Origin of the sequence: Streptomyces sp. NPDC057474 (assembly GCF_042802555.1) — a bacterium.
Lineage (GTDB): Bacteria > Actinomycetota > Actinomycetes > Streptomycetales > Streptomycetaceae > Streptomyces.
Genome location: NZ_JBHVDX010000110.1, coordinates 1 through 22070, shown reverse-complemented (window position 1 = coordinate 22070; position 22070 = coordinate 1). Strand labels below are relative to the sequence as shown.

21 protein-coding genes are annotated in these 22070 nt (G+C 70.4%); 8 read left to right on the top strand and 13 right to left on the bottom strand.

Annotated elements, in window-relative coordinates:
- Window positions 1–199: 199 nt before the first annotated feature.
- Window positions 200–1819, bottom strand: coding sequence for a hypothetical protein (locus tag ACFU53_RS27305; protein WP_383997666.1), 1620 nt, complete (start codon window positions 1817–1819; stop codon window positions 200–202).
- 200 nt (window positions 1820–2019) lie between these two features.
- Complete coding sequence (locus tag ACFU53_RS27300) at window positions 2020–2295, bottom strand: helix-turn-helix domain-containing protein (RefSeq protein ID WP_383997663.1); 276 nt, start codon at window positions 2293–2295, stop codon at window positions 2020–2022.
- Between the two features lie 73 nt (window positions 2296–2368).
- On the opposite strand from ACFU53_RS27300, the gene map reads away from it, so the two are divergent.
- Together map and ACFU53_RS27290 are read left to right on the top strand one after the other, a co-directional pair.
- Window positions 2369–3136: a type I methionyl aminopeptidase gene (gene map / locus ACFU53_RS27295; protein WP_383997660.1), complete on the top strand. Its 768-nt coding sequence runs from the start codon at window positions 2369–2371 to the stop codon at window positions 3134–3136.
- 228 nt (window positions 3137–3364) lie between these two features.
- Complete coding sequence (locus ACFU53_RS27290; RefSeq protein ID WP_383997657.1) at window positions 3365–5935, top strand: ATP-dependent Clp protease ATP-binding subunit; 2571 nt, start codon at window positions 3365–3367, stop codon at window positions 5933–5935.
- A 19-nt stretch (window positions 5936–5954) separates the two neighbouring features.
- Here ACFU53_RS27290 and ggt read toward each other — a convergent pair whose 3' ends face one another.
- Window positions 5955–7760 carry a gamma-glutamyltransferase gene (gene ggt, locus ACFU53_RS27285; protein WP_383997654.1) on the bottom strand — a complete coding sequence of 602 codons (1806 nt, stop codon included), beginning with the start codon at window positions 7758–7760 and terminating at the stop codon, window positions 5955–5957.
- Window positions 7761–7943: 183 nt separating this feature from the next.
- On the opposite strand from ggt, the gene ACFU53_RS27280 reads away from it, so the two are divergent.
- Window positions 7944–8705, top strand: coding sequence for a hypothetical protein (locus tag ACFU53_RS27280; RefSeq protein ID WP_383997652.1), 762 nt, complete (start codon window positions 7944–7946; stop codon window positions 8703–8705).
- Between the two features lie 107 nt (window positions 8706–8812).
- A complete protein-coding gene (locus ACFU53_RS27275) occupies window positions 8813–10411 on the top strand; it encodes a CocE/NonD family hydrolase (RefSeq protein WP_383997649.1) in 1599 nt (532 codons plus the stop codon).
- 155 nt (window positions 10412–10566) lie between these two features.
- On the opposite strand, the gene ACFU53_RS27270 is transcribed toward ACFU53_RS27275, so the two are convergent.
- Window positions 10567–11310, bottom strand: coding sequence for an amino acid ABC transporter ATP-binding protein (locus tag ACFU53_RS27270; RefSeq protein ID WP_383997646.1), 744 nt, complete (start codon window positions 11308–11310; stop codon window positions 10567–10569).
- A 174-nt stretch (window positions 11311–11484) separates the two neighbouring features.
- Complete coding sequence (locus ACFU53_RS27265; protein ID WP_383997643.1) at window positions 11485–11934, bottom strand: DUF6278 family protein; 450 nt, start codon at window positions 11932–11934, stop codon at window positions 11485–11487.
- A 184-nt stretch (window positions 11935–12118) separates the two neighbouring features.
- Between ACFU53_RS27265 and ACFU53_RS27260 the strand changes: the two genes are divergently transcribed.
- Entirely contained in the window at window positions 12119–13909 is a 1791-nt protein-coding gene (locus ACFU53_RS27260) for an SGNH/GDSL hydrolase family protein (RefSeq protein WP_383997640.1), read from the top strand.
- Between the two features lie 22 nt (window positions 13910–13931).
- Here ACFU53_RS27260 and ACFU53_RS27255 read toward each other — a convergent pair whose 3' ends face one another.
- The 6 genes from ACFU53_RS27255 to ACFU53_RS27230 form a co-directional block, all read right to left on the bottom strand.
- On the bottom strand, window positions 13932–14711 hold the full coding sequence (locus ACFU53_RS27255; protein ID WP_383997638.1) for an exodeoxyribonuclease III: 780 nt from the start codon (window positions 14709–14711) through the stop codon (window positions 13932–13934).
- A 72-nt stretch (window positions 14712–14783) separates the two neighbouring features.
- The gene (locus ACFU53_RS27250; protein WP_383997635.1) at window positions 14784–15419 is read right to left on the bottom strand and encodes an MBL fold metallo-hydrolase; all 636 of its coding nucleotides are present in this window, start codon (window positions 15417–15419) and stop codon (window positions 14784–14786) included.
- Window positions 15420–15536: 117 nt separating this feature from the next.
- Window positions 15537–16835, bottom strand: a complete 1299-nt coding sequence (pcaC, locus tag ACFU53_RS27245) for a 4-carboxymuconolactone decarboxylase (protein ID WP_383997632.1) — start codon at window positions 16833–16835, stop codon at window positions 15537–15539.
- Between the two features lie 30 nt (window positions 16836–16865).
- On the bottom strand, window positions 16866–17285 hold the full coding sequence (locus tag ACFU53_RS27240) for an HNH endonuclease signature motif containing protein (protein WP_383997693.1): 420 nt from the start codon (window positions 17283–17285) through the stop codon (window positions 16866–16868).
- Window positions 17286–17323: 38 nt separating this feature from the next.
- Window positions 17324–17869 carry a site-specific integrase gene (locus tag ACFU53_RS27235; protein WP_383997630.1) on the bottom strand — a complete coding sequence of 182 codons (546 nt, stop codon included), beginning with the start codon at window positions 17867–17869 and terminating at the stop codon, window positions 17324–17326.
- Between the two features lie 95 nt (window positions 17870–17964).
- Window positions 17965–18183 carry a helix-turn-helix transcriptional regulator gene (locus ACFU53_RS27230; protein ID WP_383997627.1) on the bottom strand — a complete coding sequence of 73 codons (219 nt, stop codon included), beginning with the start codon at window positions 18181–18183 and terminating at the stop codon, window positions 17965–17967.
- Between the two features lie 221 nt (window positions 18184–18404).
- Between ACFU53_RS27230 and ACFU53_RS27225 the strand changes: the two genes are divergently transcribed.
- Window positions 18405–18953 (top strand): TetR/AcrR family transcriptional regulator, encoded by a 549-nt coding sequence (locus ACFU53_RS27225; RefSeq protein WP_383997624.1) that lies wholly within the window; start codon window positions 18405–18407, stop codon window positions 18951–18953.
- A 115-nt stretch (window positions 18954–19068) separates the two neighbouring features.
- On the opposite strand, the gene ACFU53_RS27220 is transcribed toward ACFU53_RS27225, so the two are convergent.
- Together ACFU53_RS27220 and ACFU53_RS27215 are read right to left on the bottom strand one after the other, a co-directional pair.
- A complete protein-coding gene (locus tag ACFU53_RS27220; protein WP_383997690.1) occupies window positions 19069–19266 on the bottom strand; it encodes a ferredoxin in 198 nt (65 codons plus the stop codon).
- 70 nt (window positions 19267–19336) lie between these two features.
- Window positions 19337–20554: a cytochrome P450 gene (locus ACFU53_RS27215; RefSeq protein ID WP_383997622.1), complete on the bottom strand. Its 1218-nt coding sequence runs from the start codon at window positions 20552–20554 to the stop codon at window positions 19337–19339.
- A gap of 148 nt (window positions 20555–20702) precedes the next feature.
- Here ACFU53_RS27215 and ACFU53_RS27210 point away from each other — a divergent pair, with 148 nt between their 5' ends.
- Window positions 20703–21347, top strand: a complete 645-nt coding sequence (locus ACFU53_RS27210) for a TetR/AcrR family transcriptional regulator (protein ID WP_383997619.1) — start codon at window positions 20703–20705, stop codon at window positions 21345–21347.
- A gap of 264 nt (window positions 21348–21611) precedes the next feature.
- The gene (locus ACFU53_RS27205) at window positions 21612–21833 is read left to right on the top strand and encodes a hypothetical protein (protein ID WP_383997617.1); all 222 of its coding nucleotides are present in this window, start codon (window positions 21612–21614) and stop codon (window positions 21831–21833) included.
- Window positions 21834–22070 lie beyond the last annotated feature (237 nt).

Below are 22070 nucleotides of genomic sequence, written 5' to 3'. Positions count from 1 at the left end.
TCTACGCCCGTAGACGCAGGCCGTAGAGGCTTGAAACTAAGCCCCGTCGACGGGCTGGGCAAGACCATCGTCGTCAACCGGCCGAGTCGATCACGTTTCGCACCCCAGTGGGTGATTGCCCCTGTGTTTCGCGTGGCGAACCGGCCGGCGCCCCGAGCGGTCCTCAGGCGCGGCCGGGGGGCCGGGTGCGTCTGGTGCGTCAGGTGAGTCCCTGCACGCGCAGCGCGTGCACCACCTCTCGGTAGCGCTCCTCGGAGACACGGCGCGCCGCTGCCAGCACCAGGGGCGCGAGCCGCTGCGGTTGGGCCTCCGCGCTGCGCGCCGCCTCCTCCGGCGTACGGACGCGCACATATACGTCGAGCAGCGCACGCGCTTCCCGCTCACGCCCCTCGACGACGAAGCCGAGCACCGCCTCGCCGATCTCCTCGGCGGGCCGCGAGACGCCCTGCCGCAACATCTGCTCCCCGTCCGAGGCGCGGCCCACGGCGGTCAGGGCGTCCGCGACCGCGACCAGCCGGTCGGCGGGCAGCGAGCCGGCCTCCCACAGCAGGGTCGCCCAGTCGGCGCCCAGCCCCGCGCGGTGCATGTCGGCCGCGAGCAGCGGGAACCGGGCGGCGGGCCAGTACGCGACCTCCACGAGGAGAGCGTGCGCCTCCCCGCTGCGCCCCTCCCGGCGCAGCCGCAGCAGCTGCTCCACCGTCCCGGTGACCTCCCGGCGCGCCTCGTCGTCCAGCGGCTGCCGCGCCTGCGGCTGCTTCGGCGCCGCCACCCCGGCCTGCTCCGCGACCCCGGCATAGCGCGCGCCCCGGGGAGCACGGCCCTTGCGACCGGCGGCCGGCGCGGACTTGGGGACGACGGCGGGCGGAGCCTCCTCGGCTTCCATGGCCCCGGCGAAACGGGCACCCCCTCGGGGGCGGCGCTTGGAGCGCTGTTTGGTCGGAGCCGGGGCGGCGGGTTTCGGGTCGGGGCTCTGGGGTTCGGGCTCGGGGGTTGCCTGGGCAGATTCGTCGGGGTCGGGGAAGGCGGCCGCGTAGGTGTCCAGCCGGGTGTCGTGCGCAGGGCCGTTGTGCGCAGGGGTGTGCGCAGGGCCGTTGTGCGCAGGGGTGTGCGCAGGGCCGTTGTGCGCAGGGCCGTCGGGCGTCCGTCCGCCGCCGTACTGGTTCACGGGTGTACGCCCGCCGCGCTGCTGGTCCGTATGTATACGTCCGCCGCCGCGCTCCGCCGTACGCCCTTCCGCCTCCGACACCCGGAAGACGTCCCCCGCAGTGTCCCCCAAAACGCGCGCCGCGCCCCGCGCGGGGTTGTGCGGGGCGCGGCGGTCGATGTCCTCGATGCGGGTGCGCAGTTCGGTACAGCGGGCTGTGGCTCGCTCTTGGTCGTCGTGGGCCCAGGCCAGGTCGAGGCGGAGGGAGTCGGCCTCCTCGTGGGTGGTGGCGGCCTGGAGCATGCGGTTCAGTTCGGCAGTGCGTTCGGCGGCGTAGCGCTGTTCTCCGAGCATCACGTCGAGCCGGTCGTCGAGGGCCTCGCGGCCGCCCGGCCGGGAGTCGTACGCGGCGAGGGACGCACTGTGCAGGGCGCGGGCGCGCTCGGTCTCCTGGGCCGCGGCGGCGGGACCGTACGCGGTGTTGAGGTCATGCATGAGCGCTTCCACGACGTCCCAGGGCGGCACCTCCAGGCCGTCCAGGCAGGCTCGCATGCCGTCGGGGTCGCGCTGCCAGAAGACGGCACACCAGCCACCGCCCTGGTCGAGCTTCGTCATCAGCTTGTTCAGGTATCCCGCGAACTCCCACACCTGACCCGGGAGTTGATCCACAGCCATCGCATACTCCCCGGCAGACTGGAGTGCTCCGGTCCGCAAGAAAACACCAGTTGTGTTACAGGACGGCTACGCGAAGTTTTCAGAGCGGACGCAGTGTGCTGTGCACGGCCGTGTGACGGCTGTGCGTCAGGGGTTCAAGCCATCACGGCGAACGACTCAAGCCATATCGGCGAACGGCTCAAGGCATCACGGCGAACGGCTCAGGCCACTGCGGCCGTCGGGGCCGCCACGGCGGCCGGTGCGCACCGTGTGACGAGTTCGTCCATGGACAGACCGAGCGCGCGGGCGAGGCCGGCGACCGTGAAGAAGGCCGGGGTGGGAGCTCGGCCGGTCTCGATCTTCCGCAGGGTCTCCGCGGAGATGCCCGCGCCGGCGGCGATCTCCGCCATGCTGCGACCGCCGCGGGCCTCGCGCAGCAACCGGCCGAGCCGCTCGCCGCGTTCGCGCTCTTCGGGGGTCAGAGGGGTGCGCACCATGACCCCATTCTAATACCGATCCCCGTCGGCGGACCGGTATATTAATTGGAAGCTGAGCGGTATAGTAATTGGCATGGTTGAACTGAAGACGGATGCGTCGATCGACGCGATGTACGAGGCCGGGCAGGTCGTGGGGCGAGCGCTCACCGCGGTACGGAAGGCCGCCGACGTGGGCGTCTCCCTGCTCGAACTGGACGAGGTCGCGCACGAGGTGCTGCGGGAGGCGGGCGCCTCGTCGCCGTTCCTCGGCTATCGGCCCTCCTTCGCGCCCACCCCCTTCCCCGCGGTGATCTGCGCCTCCGTGAACGACGCGATCGTGCACGGCATCCCCACCTCGTACCGGCTGCGCGACGGCGACCTCGTGTCCATGGACTTCGGCGCCGAACTGGGCGGCTGGGTGGGGGACTCGGCGATCAGCTTCGTGGTGGGCGAGCCGCGCGCGGCCGACCTGCGGCTGGTCGAGACGGCCGAACGCGCCCTCGCGGCGGGCATCGAGGCAGCCGTGGTCGGCAACCGCATCGGCGACATCGCGCACGCGATCGGCTCCGTGTGCCGCGCCGCCGGGTACGGGATCCCCGACGGGTTCGGCGGGCACGGGATCGGGCGCCATATGCACGAGGACCCAGGGGTACCGAACGAGGGGCGGCCCGGCCGAGGAATGCGCCTGCGCCACGGGATGGTCCTGGCCATCGAGCCGATGGTGATCGGTGGGGGCGGCGATGGGTACCACGCGGCGCCGGACGGGTGGACGTTGCGCACGGATGACGGATCTCGGGCGGCGCACGCGGAACACACGGTGGCCATCACCGAGGCGGGGCCGCGGGTGCTGACCGCGCGGTGACGGGGACTGCGGAGCGCCGTTGAGCTGCGGGTGCTCTTGTGGCTGCGGGCGCGTGGGGGCTGGTCGCGCAGTTCCCCGCGCCCCTTGACGCCATGGGTCGCGCCCAGCGCTCTTGAGGGGCGCGGGGAACTGCGCGAGCAACCACGACGCGCCCGCAGCCACAAGAGCACCGCCGCCCAGACGGCGCCCCCCGGTGTAGCCCCACCGCTCGCGGGAACCCGGTGGCGAATGAACAGCGGATTCCCGGGGCCCGAGGGTTACGGTCCGGACCCCTTCAGTGAGTTCTTCGCCCGCTTCTTCGGCGGGCCACGCCCCCAACGCATCGAGATCGGCCGGCTGATGAGCGGCCAGGCCCGCCAGTTGGTGGCCGACGCGGCGGCGTACGCGGCGCGGCACGGCAGCAGTGACCTGGACACCCAGCATCTGCTGCGCGCCGCGCTGACCGCCGAGCCGACCCGAAGTCTGGTGGCCCGCGCGGGCGCCGACCCCGACGCGCTGGCCGGCGAGATCGACGAGCGGTCGGGCCCGGAGCGGCACAAGCCGGGCCAGGGGCCCACGCCCGCGTCCCTGGCCCTGACGCCCGCGGTGAAACGGGCCCTGCTGGACGCGCACGAACTGGCCCGGGTCACCGGTTCCGGCTACATCGGCCCCGAACACGTCCTGAGCGCCCTCGCCGCCAACCCGGACTCGGCCGCCGGGCACATCCTCGGCGCCGCGCGACTCTCGGCCTCCGCGCTGCCACCGGACGCCTCGGATCCGTCGGCGGCGACCCCGCCCGCCGGGATCCCCGTCTCCGGGCTCCCGCGCTCCGACCTGCCGCGCCGCACCCCCACAGCCACCCCGACCCTCGACAAGTACGGCCGCGATCTGACCGACCTCGCCCGTCAGGGCCGTGTCGACCCGGTCATCGGACGGGAGGAGGAGATCGCGCAGACCGTCGAAGTGCTCTCCCGGCGCGGCAAGAACAACCCCGTGCTCATCGGTGAGGCGGGCGTCGGCAAGACCGCGATCGTGGAGGGGCTGGCCCAGCGCGTCGCCGAGGGGGACGTGCCCGAGGTGCTGGCCGGGCGCCGGGTGGTCGCCCTGGATCTGTCCGGGGTGGTCGCCGGGACCCGCTACCGGGGCGACTTCGAAGAGCGGCTGACGAACATCGTCGACGAGATCCGCGCGCACTCCGAGGAACTGGTCGTCTTCATCGACGAGTTGCACACCGTCGTGGGCGCCGGCTCGGGCGAGGGCAGCGTGATGGACGCGGGCAACATCCTCAAACCGGCCTTGGCGCGCGGCGAGCTGAACATCGTGGGGGCGACGACCCTGGAGGAGTACCGGCGGATCGAGAAGGACGCGGCGCTGGCCCGCCGGTTCCAGCCGGTGCTGATCCCCGAGCCGGGCAGCGACGACGCCCTGGAGATCCTGCGCGGGCTGCGCGACCGGTACGAGGCCCACCACCAGGTCCGCTACACCGACGAGGCGCTGGTGGCCGCCGTGGACCTGTCCGACCGGTATCTCACCGACCGCCGACTGCCCGACAAGGCCATCGACCTGATGGACCAGGCCGGGGCCCGGGTCCGGCTGCGCGCCCGGACGAAGGGAACGGATCTGCGGACCCTGGAGCGGGAGATCGAGCAGCTGACCAGGGACAAGGACCAGGCGGTCGCGGGCGAGCAGTACGAACAGGCCACGCGGCTGCGGGACCGGATCGGCGAGTTGCGGCAGCGGATCGGCGCGGACCGCGACGAGGAACGGGCCGACGACGGGCAGAGTCTGGAGATCACCGCCGAGGACATCGCCGAAGTCGTCTCCCGGCAGACCGGCATCCCCGTCAGCAGCCTCACCCAGGAGGAGAGGGAACGCCTGCTGGGGCTGGAACAGCGGCTGCGTCAGCGGGTCGTCGGGCAGGACGAGGCGGTGCGTGTGGTGGCGGACGCCGTGCTGCGCTCACGCGCCGGACTCGCCAGTCCCGAACGGCCGATCGGCAGCTTCCTCTTCCTGGGCCCGACCGGCGTGGGCAAGACGGAACTGGCCCGCGCCCTGGCGGAGGCCCTCTTCGGCGGCGAGGACCGGATGGTGCGGCTCGACATGAGCGAGTACCAGGAACGGCACGCGATGAGCCGGCTGGTCGGCGCCCCGCCCGGCTACGTCGGCCACGAGGAGGCCGGTCAGCTGACGGAGACCGTGCGACGGCACCCGTACGCGCTACTGTTGCTGGACGAGGTGGAGAAGGCCCACCCGGACGTCTTCAACCTGCTGCTCCAGGTCCTCGACGACGGCCGGCTCACCGACGCGCAGGGCCGCACGGTCGACTTCACCCACACGGTGATCGTCATGACGAGCAACCTGGGCTCGGAGGCCATCGGCCGGACCGGGTCGGGGCTGGGCTTCTCGGCGGGCGATGCGGAGGCGGCCGAGGAGGACCGGCGCGAGCGGATCCTGCGACCGTTGCGGGAGCACTTCCGGCCCGAGTTCCTCAACCGCGTCGACGAGATCGTCGTCTTCCGTCGGCTCACCGACGACCAACTGCGACGGATCACCGGCCTGTTGCTGGAGCGGACACAGCACCGGCTGCACGCACGGGGCGTCACCATCGAGTTCACCGAGGAGGCCGTCGACCGGCTGGCCCGCGACGGCCACCAGCCCGAGTACGGCGCCCGGCCGCTGCGCCGCACGATCCAGCGGGAGGTCGACAACCCCCTGTCCCGCCTGCTGCTCGACGGTCGGTTGCCGTCCGGCAGCCGGGTGGTGGCGGACGTGGAGGACGGGCGGCTCGCGTTCCGTACGACGCCGCCCGCCCCCCAGTGACACCTACCCTCGGTGACACCTACTTCGTGGGGTGCACGACCATCGCCGCGCCGCCCCCGCGCCGTACGGTCTCCGCGGCGGCCAGCCACTTGCCGTTCGACAGGCGCTGGACGGCGGTGGCCGCGCCGATCTCCGGGTTCTGCCGGAAGCCGTGCCCGATGGCTTCGAGTTCGGTCTTCAACGGGCTGGTCCACAGGCCCGGTTCGAGTTCCGTGGTGGTCTGGTTGCGCTGGCTGGCGCGCGGCGCGGCGATCGCGTCGACCAGCGGCAGGCCCCGGTCGAGGAAGCCGGTCAGGGTCTGCAGCACGGTCGTGATGATGGTCGCGCCGCCGGGCGAACCGAGCGCCACCACGGGCTTGTCGTGCTTGTCGAGCACGATCGTCGGCGACATCGACGAGCGCGGCCGCTTGCCCGGACCCGGCAGGTTGGGGTCGTGGACGGCCGGGTTGGCCGGGGTGAAGGAGAAGTCCGTCAGCTCGTTGTTGAGCAGGAAGCCGCGGCCCGGCACGGTGATACCACTGCCGCCGGTCTGCTCGATGGTGAGCGTGTAGGAGACGACGTTGCCCCACTTGTCGGCGACCGTGAGATGCGTCGTGCTGTCGCCCTCGTACGTCGTCGGCGCGGCCGTACCGCCGGTCGCGCAGGCGGCCGGATCACGCGGGTCGCCCGGCGCGACGGGGCTGGTGAGCACCGCGTCGTCCTTGATCAGGCACTCGCGCGAGTCGGCGTACTTCTGCGACAGCAGTTCCTTCGTCGGTACGTCCTCGAAGGCGGGGTCGCCGACCCAGCGGCCCCGGTCGGCGAACGCGATACGGCTCGCCTCGATGTAGCGGTGCAGGTACTGGACGTCGCTCGCCTTCGACAGGTCGGTCCGCTCCAGGATGTTGAGCGCCTCGGCGACCGTTGTGCCGCCGGAAGACGAGGGGGCCATCCCGTAGACACCGAGACCTCGGTACGACGCCTTCGTGGGTGCCTGGCGCTTGGCGCGGTACGCGGCGAGGTCGGTGGTCGTCAGGTCGCCGGGGCGAGCGTTGTAGCCCGAACTCGGTTCCACCGGCGGCTTGTTGACCGTGTCGACGATGTCCTGGGCGATGCCGCCCCGGTAGAGGGTGTCGACGCCCTTGCGGCCCAACTCCGCGTAGGTGCGGGCCAGGTCGGGGTTCTTGAGGGTCGAGCCGACCACCGGCAGCTGGCCCCCGGGAAGGTAAAGGTCGACCGTGGCCGGGAAGTTGCGGAACCGGGCCTCGTTGGAGGCGGTCTGGGCGCGGAAGGTCGCGTCGACGGTGAACCCGTCGCGCGCGAGCTTCTCGGCGGGCTTCAGCAGCTTGCCGAGCGGCTCGCTGCCCCAACTCCTCAGCGCCGTCTGCCAGGTGGCCGGGGTGCCGGGCGTGCCGACGCTCAGCCCGCTGGTGACGGCCTCCGCGAACGGGATTGCCGTGCCGTTCTCCAGGAAGAGGTTCTCGTCGGCGCTCAGGGGCGCTGTCTCCCGGCCGTCGACGGTGTGCACCGTACGGGACTTGGCGTCGTAGTAGACGAAGTAGCCGCCTCCGCCGATGCCCGCCGAGTAGGGCTCGGTGACGCCGAGTGCGGCGGCCGTGGCGACGGCCGCGTCCACCGCGTTGCCGCCCTTGCGGAGCACCTCGACGCCGACGGCGGAGGCGTCCGGGTCGACGCTGGAGACCGCACCGCCGTAGCCGACGGCGACCGGTACCTTCCGGGCGGTGTCCGTCGCGGCGGAGGTCGGCGGGGCCGCCCCCACCGACACCACGGCGGACGTTGCCGCCAGTACAGCCAGTTTCCGCGCGACAGGGCGACGCAGACGCATCCGTACCTCCAGTCAAGGACCGTCCGCGCAGACTAACGCGGGTACTACGGCCCCGTCAGCGGCGTCTCGGCCATCCGGCGGTCCCGCAACACTCCCGCAACGACACGCCGAACCAGGACACCGGGCACGGAATCGGACAGGGATTCGGACAGTGTTCGGCCGCGCCCGCTACCATGCGCGGCCATGAATGACGACGTGCGCAATATCGTCCTCGGCGTGATCGCAGCGGGGCTCAGCGCCTCGCTGGGCTGGTTCTTCCGGACGTACCTGTGGAAGCGGAAGCTCCGCCGCAAGCAGACGTTCTTCGGGCTGCCGGACAACTCCGAGTCCTTGTTGGTGGTCAACCGTGATCCGTCCAGCGCGGACCTGGCTGTCCACCGCTTCGACGTGTTCGCGCTGCTGGAGCTCTCCGCACTGATCAAGGACTGCGGCTCGCACGCGCAGATGATCACCCAGGACGCGGCCCAGCAGGGGTTCGGCGAGCGCACCGAGTTCTGTGTGGGAGGACCCGTCTCCAATCGCCGAATGGCCGCGCACATAGCGGCCATGCTGCCCGGCATCAGCTTCAACAACGACCCCGAGCCCGGCCCCCACCGGGCCGCCTTCCAGATAGGCAGCGAGCAGTACCGGCTGGATCCCGGCATCACCGAGCACGTCATCCTGGCCCGGCTCACCACCGGCCAGCCGGACCAGGCCCGGCCCGTCTTCCTGTTCTGCGGTCAGCGCGCGATCACCAACCAGGCCGCCACCCGCTACCTGGCCCGCAACCACGAACGCCTGCACCGCAAGTACGGCACCGGCACCTTCGCCCTCCTCCTGAAGGTCGTCAACTCCCAGGCGTACGGCGCCGATGTGGTCGAGCTCGTGGCGGACGTCACCCGCGCGGCCCAGGCCCCGGCACCGTCACCGTCGGCCCCGGCACAGATCTCGCACCGCGCCTCCTAGTTCACGGCTGAACGTTACCGTCACGTAACTTACCGGGGAGTTACTTCCGGTAAGGGAGTCCGGTTACCGTCGGGTCACTTTGCACTTACACGAGTGAGGAGCGACCCGTGAGACACCCGCACGGCACCACATCGCGTACGACCAGGGCTCTGCGGACGAGCGCCGTGGGTGCCGTCTCGGCCACCCTGGTCGCCGGAACGGCCCTCGGCCTCGCCCCCGCCGCCCAGGCGGCGTCCGGCTCCACCGCCGGCCCCACCACCCGCTTCGTCGACATCACGGGCGACGGCGGCACGGTCCTCAAGGCCAATGTCGTCGCACCCGCCGACACCTCACGCGCCTACCCGCTCCTCGTGCTGCCCACGAGCTGGGGCCTCCCCCAGGTCGAGTACCTGGCCCAGGCGCGGAAGCTGGCCGACGCCGGTTATGTCGTGGTCAGTTACAACGTCCGCGGCTTCTGGGAGTCCGGCGGATACATAGAGGTCGCGGGGCCACCCGACACAGCCGACGCCTCCAGGGTGATCGACTGGGCCCTCGCCAACACCCCATCCGACGCCGCCCACATCGGCATGGCGGGGCTGTCGTACGGGGCGGGCATCAGTCTGCTCACCGCCGCGCACGACAAGCGTGTCAAGGCGGTCGCCGCGTTGAGCGGCTGGGCGGACCTGATCGACTCGATCTACGGCGGGCGCACCCAGCACCTCCAGGCGGCCGCACTGCTGGACGGCGCCGGACGGATCACCGGCCGCCAGGGCCCCGAACTCCGGCAGATCTTCGAGAACTTCTACGCCTCCAACCTGACCAAGGAGGAGGACATGATCGCCTGGGGGAAGAAACGTTCCCCTGAGACCTACCTGGACCAGATCAACACCAACGGCACGGCGGTCATGCTCGCCAACGCCTGGGGCGACTCGATCTTCCCACCCAACCAGTACGCCGACTTCTACGAGAAACTCACCGGCCCCAAGCGGCTGGAGCTGCGCCCCGGCGACCACGCCACCGCGGAGGTGACCGGTCTGTTCGGGCTGCCCAACGACGTGTGGACGGACACCCAGCGCTGGTTCGACCGCTACCTCAAGGGCACGCCCAACGGCATCGACCGCGAGCAGCCCGTCCGGCTCAAGTCCCGTACGGGCGGCGCCTTCGAGGGCTACCCGGACTGGAACTCGGTGACCGCCACCCGCGAGAAGATCGCCCTCACGAGCGGCACCACGATTCGCACGAACGTCGACTCGGGCGCGAACGGCGGGGTCGTCTTCCTGTCCAGCATCCTGGACCAGGTGGCCCAACTCCCGCCCGTGGCCTCGATTCCGCTGCTGCCGCGCCGCTGGGCGGCCGTGTGGCAGTCGGAGAAGTACACGAAGGCGCAGGCCGTGCGCGGTACCGCGAAGCTGCACACCACGGTCACGGCCACCAAGGAGAGCGGCACCCTCGTCGCGTACCTGTACGACGTGGGCCCGCTCGGCCTCGGCAGGCTGGTCAGCCACGCGCCGTACACCTTCCACGGCGAGACGGCCGGCAAGCCGTTCGGCGTGGACCTGGAGTTGCTCTCCACGGCCTACGACGTCCCGGCGGGCCACCGTCTCGCCCTGGTCGTCGACACGGTCGACCCGCTCTACATCGAGCACAACCCGACCGGCGCGCAGCTGACCTTCTCTTCGCCGCAGAACGACCCGTCGTACGTGTCGATCCCGCTGCGCGAGCAGTGATCTCCGGCTGCCGCCGGGCGGGCCTGGCCCCTGGCTGCTGCATGCCTGGCAGCAGCATCCCTGTTTCGGCCGGGGTGGCGTCCACGGCCTCGCTCACCCCAAGTGGATGAACCGCTCATCGTAGTCGAGGCCCGCACCCGGTCCAGTGGCGGTGGTCAGTGCTTGAGGATCTTGGACAGGAAGTCCTTGGCACGGTCGCTCTCCGGGTTCGTGAAGAACGCGTCCGGAGCGCGGTCCTCGACGATCCGGCCGTCCGCCATGAAGACGACACGGTTGGCGGCCGAGCGGGCGAAGCCCATCTCATGGGTGACGACGACCATGGTCATGCCCTCGCGCGCCAACTGCTGCATGACTTCGAGGACTTCGTTGATCATCTCCGGGTCGAGGGCCGACGTCGGCTCGTCGAACAGCATGACCTTGGGGTCCATGGCGAGGGCGCGGGCGATGGCCACGCGCTGCTGCTGGCCGCCGGAGAGCTGCGCCGGGTACTTCGGCGCCTGGTCGGCGAGGCCGACACGGTCGAGGAGTTCGCGGGAGCGCTTGTCGGCGTCCTCCTTCTTCCGTTTGCGCACCTTGACCTGACCGAGCGACACGTTCTGCAGGACCGTCTTGTGCGCGAAGAGGTTGAAGGCCTGGAAGACCATGCCGACGTCCGCGCGGAGTGCCGCGAGGGTCTTGCCCTCGTCCGGCAGCGGCTGCCCGTCGAGCAGGATCGTGCCGGAGCCGATGGGCTCCAGCCTGTTGATCGTCCTGCACAGCGTCGACTTCCCCGACCCCGACGGGCCGATGACCACGACCACCTCCCCCTTGCCGACGGTGAGGTCGATGTCCTGCAGGACATGCAACTCGCCGAAGTACTTGTTCACGTCGTGCATCTCGATCAGCGGATCGACCGCCATGCCCTGCCCGCCCTACTCACTGTCGGCCGTGTCGTGTCGTGTTGTGTCGTGTCGTGTCGTCTCGCAGGTGCCGCAAACTATCCGGACGTAAGTTGCCCCCGTACACGACACGCACTGTCAAGGATTAGCCGTATTTTCAGGAAGCGGCCGCGGCGGAGGTGGTGCGGGAGGCGGTCATCCCTCCGCGACCTCGGCGTACAGCTGGGATAGCTCCGGCGCACCGCAGGCGGCCCACTCCTGGCCCGCCTCGACCACGTCGATCTCACGGCCGGACGCCAGTCGCACCACGGGCTGACCATCGGGCCAGATCTCCCAACGGGCGCCCGGGACGGTCCGCACGACGACCGTGCCCAGATACAGCCCGGCGTCGTTCCCGAGCCAGGCCACGGTCTCCTCGTCGTCGCGCCAGCGTGGGACGAGCTGGTCGAGTGCTTCCAACGAGGTTGCGGAGTCGTCGAGTCGGACACCGGACTGCGCGGCCTGCGCGCGCAGAAGTTCACATTCGGAGAGGAGTTCGGCGAGTCCCTCGTGACCGTCGTCGTCACCGTCGCCGCCGGTGAACACCGCGACCCCGAAGGCGGGGTCACGCCTCTTGCGCCAGTTGCCCAGGAAAGAGATGTTCATGCGCTCAGCGTGTCATCCACCTCACCCTTCGCACCACAGGCGCGCGGGGACCGCTTGTTCGCCGAGAGTTCGTTCGTAGTTCGTGCCCGCCTCATTGACGGGGCCCTGACGCCTCTTTAGCTTCGTGGCGCATCTGTCGTCTCATCGTTGTACCGATGTCGCATCCGTCATCATCGTCGCCATCATGGTCATCAGCGAGCGGGAGGGGTCACGCGTGCGCCGACGCGTCTGGGGAACGGCCGTCGTACTGGCACTCTTGGCGACGGTCGCACCCGTCGCCACCGCCCGAGCCGACGATGACAGAGCGACCGAACCGGCGCCGCTGGAACGACTCTTCGACAACCGGGCGGTCAGCGACGACGCACAGCCCACCGAGGCCGACTTCGACGGCTCCGGCGGTTCCCTCTCGGCCACCGATCTGAAGGCCGCGGGGTGGACGGCCGGGCGTGCGCTGACCGTTCAGGGCGCGCGCCTGACCTGGCCGCGCCGCACGGCGGGCGAGCCCGACAACGTCCGCGCCGCCGGCCAGTCCGTACGCGTACGGGGCCGGGGCGACGCCCTCGCCTTCCTCGTCGCCGCCACGGGCGCCGCCGAGGCGACCGGCACCGGTACGGTCCGCTACGCGAACGGCGCCCGCTCCGCGTACCGCCTGACCGCCCCGGACTGGCGCACCGGCCCGCTCGCCACCAAGGCCGTGGCGCTCCCCCACATCAACACGCCAGGCGGTCAACTCACCGAGAGGGCAAGGCTGTACGTCGTCACCGTGCCGGTCGCGCGTGGCCGCGAGGTCGCCTCCGTGACCTTGCCAAGCAACCAGAACCTGCATGTGTTCGATGTGTCTGTGCGCCCCGAGTCGCGTGGCTGGAGCGGCAGTTGGGCCGCCTCCACCTCCGGCTACACGGTCGTCGGCCCCTGGACCGACCGGACGCTGCGGCTCGTCGTCCACACCTCGGCGGGCGGGCCCCGGGTACGGATCCGGCTCGACAACACCTTCGCGTCGGCGCCGGTAAGGGTGGGGAGCGCGACGGTGGCCTTGCAGGCGGCGGGGGCGAACGCCCGGAGTGCGCCGGTGCCCCTGTCGTTCCGGGGTGCGGCGGGCACCGAAATCCCGGCGGGCGCCCAGGCGTTCAGCGACCCGCTGGGCTTCGAGGTGCCTCCGGACACCAACCTCCTGGTGAGCTTCCACCTGCCGGGCACGGTGACGGCGGCGCCGGTGCACCGGCTCGCCCAGCAGACGTCGTACGTCAGCGAGCCGGGCGACCACGCGGGCGACGGCTCGGCGGCGGCGTACACGTCGACGCTCACGACCTGGCCGCTGCTGACCGGCGTGGACGTGAGCGGCGGGCCCGGCTCCGTCGTCCTCCTCGGGGACTCGATCACCGACGGGGAGAAGTCGACGGTCGACGCGAACCGGCGGTGGCCGGACGTGCTGGCCGGGCGACTGCTGAGCCAGGACGAGGTCCCGCACTACGGCGTCCTCAACCAGGGGATCTCGGCGAACCGGGTGGTCACCGACCGCTATCCCGGCGACGGAGTCTCCACCGACACGGGCGGCGTGAGCGCCCTGCACCGCCTGGACCGCGATGTCCTCGCCCAGACCTCCGCCCGAACCGTCGTCGTCTTCCAGGGCGTCAACGACGTCCGCTGGGGTGCGACGGCGGACGAGGTCGTCGCCGGGCTGCGGGAGATCGCCGCCCGGGGGCACGAGCGGGGCCTGCGGATGCTCGTGGCGACCATCGCGCCGTGCGAGGGCGAGGCCCGCTGCACGGCCACCGCCGACGACCGGCGGGTCGCGGTGAACGAGTGGATCCGGGGCAACGAGGAGTTCGACGGGGTCCTCGACTTCGACAAGGTGCTGCGAGACCCCGGCCGTCCGGCCCGGCTGCTTCCCGCGTACGACAGCGGGGACCATCTGCATCCGAACGAAACAGGGCTGGCGGCGCTGGCCGGGTCGGTGGACCTCGGCCGGCTGTGACGGCCTGAACGATCCAGACGATCTACACGTCCAAGTCCACCACGACCGGTGCGTGGTCGGAGGCTCCCTTGCCCTTGCGCTCCTCCCGGTCCACGTACGAGTCGGTCACGGCCTTCGCGAACGCCTCGTTGCCGTAGACGAGGTCGATGCGCATGCCTCGGTTCTTCGGGAAGCAGAGCTGACGGTAGTCCCAGTACGTGAAGGGGTGCTCGTACTTGAGGGGACGGGGGACGACGTCGGAGAGGCCGGCCTCGCGGAGGGAGGCGAGGGCCGCACGCTCGGCGGGGGTGACATGGGTGAGTCCCTCGAAGGCGGCGACGTCGTACACATCGTCGTCCGTCGGCGCCACGTTGTAGTCGCCCATGACGGCGAAGGGGCGGCTGCCGGCCGCGTCACCGGCGACGGCGGCCTTGAGCGCCTCGAACCACTGGAGCTTGTACGCGTAGTGCGGGTGGTCGACCTCGCGGCCGTTCGGCACGTACACCGACCAGACGCGGACCGGGCCGCAGGTCGCGGAGAGGGCGCGGGGCTCCACCACGTCGTCGTAGCCGGGGTCGCCGGGAAGGCCCTTGACCACGTCCTCCAGGCCCACGCGGGAGATCACCGCCACGCCGTTCCACCGGCCCGTCGCGTGCACCGCCGCCTCGTAGCCCGCCTCGCGCAGCGCGTCGAACGGGAAGCCGTCCTCGGCGATCTTGGCCTCCTGGAGGCAGAGCACGTCCGTGCCGCTGCTCTCCAGCCAGGCCAGGAGCCTCGGGAGGCGGGCGGTGATCGAGTTCACGTTCCAGGTCGCGATGCGCATGCCTCACAACCTACCGGGCGGGTCTGACAACCCCCGGTCCCGCCCGGTCGTCGGCGAGGACGTGCGCGTTCCTCAGACGTCCGCCGAGGTGCCGGGGGCCAGGCGCAGGTGCTCCGCGCCGCCCAGGGCGCCGATCTGGCGGTCGTAGATGGGGCGGGCGAGGTCGGTGAGGAGGGCGTCGTGGATGTCGTACGCGCGGTGCGGCTTGACCTCGCGGACGTAGTCGATGACCTCGGAGATCTTGCTCCAGGGGGCCATGACGGGGAGCATCAGCGTCTCGACGGCGTGGTCGGGGACGGTGAGGGCGTCGCCGGGGTGGAAGACGCGGCCGTCGTCGACGAGGTAGCCGACGTTGGTGATGCGCGGGATGTCCGGGTGGATGACGGCGTGGAGTTCGCCGTGGACCTGGACGTCGAACCCGGCGGCGGTGAACGTGTCGCCGTGGCCGACGGTGTGCACCCGGCCCGGGAAGGCGGCGGAAACCTTCTCGGCGACGGACCGCAGGGTCCAGATCTCGGCGGCCGGGTTGCCCTCCAGGGCCGCCCGCAGCCGTCCCTCGTCGAAGTGGTCGGGGTGCTCGTGCGTGACCAGGACGGCGTCCGCGCCGATCGCCGCGTCCTCCTCGCTGAACCCGCCCGGGTCGATGACGAGCGTGCGTCCGTCCTTCTCCAGACGGACGCAGGCGTGCGACTTCTTCGTGAGCTTCATGGGTCCATCCTGCCCCCGACCACCGGTGCCGGGCCCATCGGTGGCCGGGTGGCCGGGTGGCCGGTGTCGTCGCCGCCGCTCCTCAGAACCCGTCGGCCGCTCCACAGCGCCCGTCGGTCACTCCTCGGGGGTGGTCTCCTCGCGGATGACCTGCTGGGCCACCCGGAACGCGCTGTTCGCGGCCGGCACCCCGCAGTAGACGGCGGCCTGGAGGAGGACTTCCTTGATCTCGTTCGGGGTGAGGCCGTTGCGGAGGGCGGCGCGGGTGTGGAAGGCGAGTTCGTCCAGGTGTCCCCCGGCGACGAGGGCGGTCAGCGTGACGCAGCTGCGGGAGCGGCGGTCGAGGCCGGGGCGGTCCCAGATCTCGCCCCAGGCGTAGCGGGTGATGAACTCCTGGAAGTCGCCGGAGAACTCGTCCGCCGAGGCCAGCGCCCGGTCGACGTGCGCGTCGCCGAGCACCTCGCGACGGACCTTGAGCCCGGCGTCGTACGGGTCCGGTCTCCCCAGCGCCTCGGGCTGGGCGGCGGCCGGGGCGATCTCGGCGACCGGCCTGGTCTGCGGCGGGACGGCGGCGAGGGCCGGCTTGACCGGGGCCGCCATGATGGCGACGTGGCCGGTGGTGGAGTCGTAGGCGGGCTGCCAGGCCGTGGAGAAATGGCGTACGAGGAGGTCGGTGACCGCGGCGGGCTGCTCGACCGGGACGAGGTGCGAGGCGCCGGGGACGACCGCGAGCCGGGCGTCCGGGATGCCCGCGACGAGCGTGCGGGCCTCGGCGGGGCCGGTGACCTGGTCGTCGGAGCCGACGAGGACGAGGGTGGGGACACCGATGCGGCCGAGTTCGGCGCGCACGTCGAACGAGGCGAGCGCCTCGCAGGCGGCGATGTAACAGCCAGGGTCGGTGGTGCGGACCATCTGCACGGCCCACTCGGTGATCGCGGGCTGCGTCGCCGCGAACCCGCCCGTGAACCACCGGTCCGGAGACGAACGGGCGATCGGGTCGAGGCCGTTCGTCCGTACGATCACCCCGCGCTGACGGAACTCGTCGGCCGTACCGAAGCGGGGCGAGGCGGCGATCAGCGCGAGCGAGGCGATGCGTTCGGGGTGGCGCAGCGCGAGCTCGGCCCCGATGGCGCCGCCGAGCGCGCAGCCCGCGTAGCCGAAGCGCTGCACGCCGACGGCGTCGAGCGTGGCCAGCAGGCGGGCAGCCAGCTCGGTGACCGAGCCGCCGGGGTAGGCGGGCGCGCCGCCATGGCCCGGCAGGTCGAAGCGGAAGATCCGCCACTGTTTCGTCAGTTCCGGGATCTGCCGGTCCCACATGTGCCATGTGGTACCAAGTGAGGGCCCCAGGATCAGGACAGGGGCGTCTTCTGCCCCGTCAAAGCGGTATTGCAGGGTGTTCGGTGGTGTCTCGCTCACCCGTCAGACCCTCTCACGTATCACGAAATCTCACACGACTCGGGGAACCCGACGGCTCGTGCCCCTCTCGGCGCGGCACGTCCGACACTGCCGGAACCCTCTGGGATCCAGATACGAGTTCTCCGGCGTGTACGCGTGGCCGCTTGGACAGTGCGTCCTCCTGGCTCGCGCGCTCTCCCAGTCCCTGCGCCGCAAAGCTTCCTTCTTTGGCACGGCTTCCAGGTGATCCGGGTTACAGCAAAGCGTAAAGTGCCGTCCCCAAGGATCGGCATGACGCACCTGGAAGCCCTCCGGAATCTCACCGACCGGCAACCTGAACACCACACGGTGGACAAGCTGTGTCTTTCCCTCGTAGGAGACTTGGCCATAGCCTGACTGCCCCTTCCCGTTGCAGCTACCGGTCCACAGCCAGCAGCCGGTCTCCGCGTCCACCTCGATCTTGCCGGCCATACGCCTGGGCAAGTCGCCCGGCTGGTAGACCGCCTGGCTCACGCTTGCCACTCCGTTGCACTCCCGTGCAAGCCATCCCACATCGTGGCGGCTTCGCGAAGATCCTCGATGTCCGGCTTCACGTACCACTTCTTGGTGGTCTTCACATTCGTGTGTCCGGCCCATCGCGCAAGGATGTGATCCGGCACGCCATTGTTGGCCAGGTACGTGAGGCACGACGAACGAGCGTCGTAGAGACGGACTCGGCGAAGGCAGAGAATCACCATGAGCCGGTACGCGCGTCGACGGAGCTGCTTGATCGTGAACGCTGCTCCGGTCTCATGCACCAAGACGTAGCCGGACTCTGCGTATGCCTCACCCAAGGCCAGTTTCTCCTTGGCCTGGAGGGTCTTGAACGACTTGAGAGCAGCCAGCACCGGAGCCGGCAACGGGAGTTCCCGTTCACCGGCCAGAGACTTGGTGTCCTTCTCCACCACGTACCGATTGCCCATCATCGTCCTCGTGTTGGCGATGGTGATCGTGGCGTTGTCCAGGTCGACGTCTTCCCACCGGAGTCCGCAGACCTCAGCCGGACGTAGACCCATTCGCGTTCGGTGGCAACTTCTTGATCGGATCCGACAGGATTACTCACTCTCCTTCAGGCCATGAAAATTCGACATTGCCGGAGGGCCACAATGCTTCAGGGAAGGGGCGCCGCGGCCATCAAGGCACCAGCAGACGGTGCCGTTCCTACGGGTTCGCGGCGCCGCCGTATCCGAAGGGAGCCGTTGGGCAGTCGAATGCAGCGCGGGCCGCGCCCCTTCTGGCGCCAGTCGTAGAAGGTCGATCGGGCGATCTGAAGCTCGTCGCAGACCTCGTCGACTGTCAGCTTCTGCCCAGGTCGAACCGCTACCGCCATGACGCCGCCTCGCGGTCCCAACTGGACAAGAAGTCGGCGTACAACGAGGACGGGCCTGCCAGCCTGGGGCGAAAAAGGGCAGGGGGTATCGCGAATCGGCACATGAGATGGGTGTTCCTTACGAAAGAGCGCGCGGGACGACGGAGCGGAACCAACAGCGCTGAGAGCCCGTGCCGGCACAGCAAGGAAATCGCTTCTCTTCAGCGAACAGGCGCTGCGGAGTGAGCGCCCCAGAGCCCGACGTGGATGCCGAGAGGACGAGCCGGACTCGGGTCCCCAACCGCTGGGGAGAGGGCCAGCAGTTGCGCCAGGAGATTCTCGACGCCGCCGGACGCCTCCTCCAACAGGCCAACAGCCCGGACGAGGTCTCCCTGCGGGGCATCGCCCGGAAGGCCGGAATCACCGCCGGGGCGGTCTACAGCCACTTCAAGGACAAGGCCGACTTGATGTGGACCCTGCTCGACTCGGTCTATGCGACGCTGGCCGAAAAGATGCGTGACGCTCAGCAGGCGGCTCCCGCGGATGATGTGTGGGCCGGGCTGCGCGCCGCGGTCGACACCTACTGCCGACTGGCCACCGGCGCTCCGCACCAGTACGACCTGCTCTTCCGCATCGGCCCCGGACTGCCGCCGCCCGAGAGCCTCCCCCACCACCCCATTGACGGCTGCCGTAGCAGCCAAGGATCAGCGGAAACGGCCAGACGGTGCAACACCCGCTCCGCGGTCGCCAGTTCGTGGCCGATGCGGCGCGCCGCCGATCAGAGTGGCTGATCCCCGGTAGCCCTGTCTCGGCACTGCTTCGGCCGTGGCCAGGCCACTCGCGGACGCACCGACGGACACGATACGGTCCAGGCTGCCGGGGGAACGTCGAGGGTGCCCGCGGTACTCATGATTCCGCCAGCCGGATCGCGGCGGCGGGACAGACCAGCGCCGCCTCACGGACGCTGTCGTGCAGTTCGGGCGCCGGGGTGTCGTCGAGCAGGACGACCATGCCGTCGGCGTCCCGTTGGTCGAAGACGTCCGGGGCGAGCAGCACGCACTGTCCGGCGGCCACGCACTTGGGGACGTCTACTTCCACCTTCATGTTCATGGGGGTTGTGCTCCGCTTGGTTCGAGGTGGCAGAGTGATGGGCGTTCCGGCCCGGTGGGGCCGCTCACCAGGTCACGGGTAGTTCGGTGACTCCGTAGACGGCCGTTTCCTGCTTGAAGGCGAGGTCCTTGAGGGGAGCGTCGAGCCGCAGTCCGGGAAGCCGCCGGAACAATTCGGGCAGGGCGATCTGGAGTTCGGCGCGGGCCAGGGGCTGGCCGAGACACTGGTGGATGCCGTACCCGAACGCCACGTGCCGGCGCGCGTTGGCCCGGCCGAGGTCAAGACGGTCGGGATCGGTGAAGACCTCCGGGTCGCGGTTGGCCAGATGGATGGGGACGATCACGCCGTCCCCTGCCGAGATCGTGGCACCGCCGATCGTGACGTCATCGCGAGCACGGCGACGCAGGCCCAAGTGAACGATGGACAGGTAACGGAGCAGTTCCTCCACCGCCTGCGCGGTCTCGGCCGGCCCCGCGAGCAGGCGGGGTATCTGGTCGGGGTTCTGCAGCAGAGCGACGGTACCGAGCGCGATCATGTTCGCGGTGGTCTCGTGGCCCGCGAACAACAGGAACACCGCCAGGTCGGAGGCGTCCCCCTCGGAGACGGTGCCCGCGTCGACCTGCTCGGCGAGGCGGGAGAGCACGTCGTCGCCGGGGGCTTTCCGCTTGGCGGCGAGCAGGTCGAGCAGATAGGAGTTGAGCTCCCCCCATGCCTGGGTGAAGTGTTCCGCCGTCGTCGTGATGTCCACGAAGACCTTTGAGCGCTCCTGGAAGTACTCGTGGTCCTCGTACGGCACGCCGAGCAGTTCGCAGATCACCAGCGAGGGCAGCGGCAGGGCGAAACGCTCCACGAGGTCCACCGGCCCCTGTGACCCGGCCATCTCGTCCAGCAACTGTCCCGTGATGCCGGTGATCGCGGGACGCAGCGCGTCGATCTTCTTGACCATGAACTCTCGGGTGAGCGTGCGTCGCATCGTGGTGTGGACGGGTGCGTCGACGCTGACGAAGAAGCCGGGCGGCTGGGGCGGCTGATCCTGCAGCACCGCCGGGAACCCGGGCTGGGAGGAGTCGCTGCTGAAGGCGGGGTGGCCGAGCACCGCACGGGCGTCCTCCCAGCGAGTCACCAGCCAGGCGCTGTACCGGCCGTCCCAGATGGTGACGCGGCTGATCGGTGCGTCCTCACGCAGGCGGGAGTAGGCGGGTGGTGGGTCGAGGGGTGCGGTCCTCGGCCGGACGAGGCTGTATTCGGGCGTGGGGTCAGGGGTCACGGGAACTCCTCTCATCCCACCTAACACAGTTAGGTGGTTTTCAGGGCTGAGCCTAACGCCGTTAGGTGGCCTCCGAGAGGGACCGTTCCGGACAGATGTCACACGTGGATGGCCGATGATGAAGACCTGGTCACAACCGGTGGAAAAATGCGGAGGAGGAAGCGTGGACGCGGCACCCCGGCGGCGCGTACCCAACCGACAGGGCGAAGGAGAGCGCCTCCGGCAGGACATCCTGGACACGGCGACCCGCATCCTGGAGGAGTCGGGCCGCGAAAACGACCTCTCCCTACGCGGCATCGCCCGCGAACTGGGCATCGCCGCACCCAGCATCTACCTGCACTTCAAGGACAAGACCGACCTGGTGCGGACGGTGCTCGACGCCAGATACGCCGCGCTGGCGTCGACCATGCGCGAGGCCGGGAGCGCGGCCGGCGAGGCCGGTGCCGACGCATGGGGTGTCCTGCGCGCCGTCGTCGGCACCTACCGCGGGTTCGCCGTCGCCAATCCCCGCCGCTATCGGCTCATGTTCAGCCTGGAGCAGCACACTTCGGCGGAGGACCGGCGCGCCACCGGGCATCCGCTCGACCGGGTGATGATCGCGTGGACCGATGCCGTCGACCAGTACCTCGCCGCGGCCTGCCCCGAGCAACGCGAGGAGGCCCGGACGTTGGGCGTCCTGCTGTGGACCGGCCTGCACGGCCAGTTCGCCCTCTGGCACACCCTGCCGCATCCCTATGTCGATGACGACACCATCCTGCGCGAGCTGGAGGAGGCGTTGATGAAGCGACTGCTGCCGCCGTCCGAATGACCACCGGACGTGGGATGCGGCCGTCCGGCGGCGCACTGTGCGCCGACCCCCACCGCGCTGCCTTCGTCGCCCCGCCGACTTGATTCCACCCCGGCCCCCAGGGGCGCGGCGACCCTGCCAGCCACCCTGACCCCACAGCAGGCCCATGCGACTCGGATCACACCGCGGGCACCCAGCGCGAGAACACCTGACTCGTCAGATATCATCCGGTGAACCGCTCGCGCCCACCGAGCCCCATTCTCGACCGAAGAGCGAAGAGCCCAGATGAGCACGCTCGAATTCAAAGTCCTCGACCTGGACTCTCCGGTCGGCGGCATGAACAAGACCCCCACCCTCGCCACCGGCGAGCAGGAGGCGATGCTGGTCAACGCCGGTCCCACCCGCGAACACCGCCGACTCGCCGCCAATCCTCGATCCCGACAGGAAGCTCACCACCGTGTTCTTCAGTCACGGCCACGGAGGCCGGGGCGAGATGGCATGGGTTGATATGGGCCTGTTGAGCACGCCCTACCAGAACACCGGCTTCGCCGTTTCCACCCCCACCGTCCCGGCCGGTCCGCCGCCCATACGCCGGGAACACCCCTGCCCCCACGCAGAAAGGGTTACCCCAGTGACCAGCCTTCCCAGTCGACGGCACCTCCTCGCCACCGGAGCGGGCGCCGCGCTCGGCCTCGGCGCGCTCGGCGCCACCGCGTCCCCCGCCACGGCCGCCCCGGCCTCTGG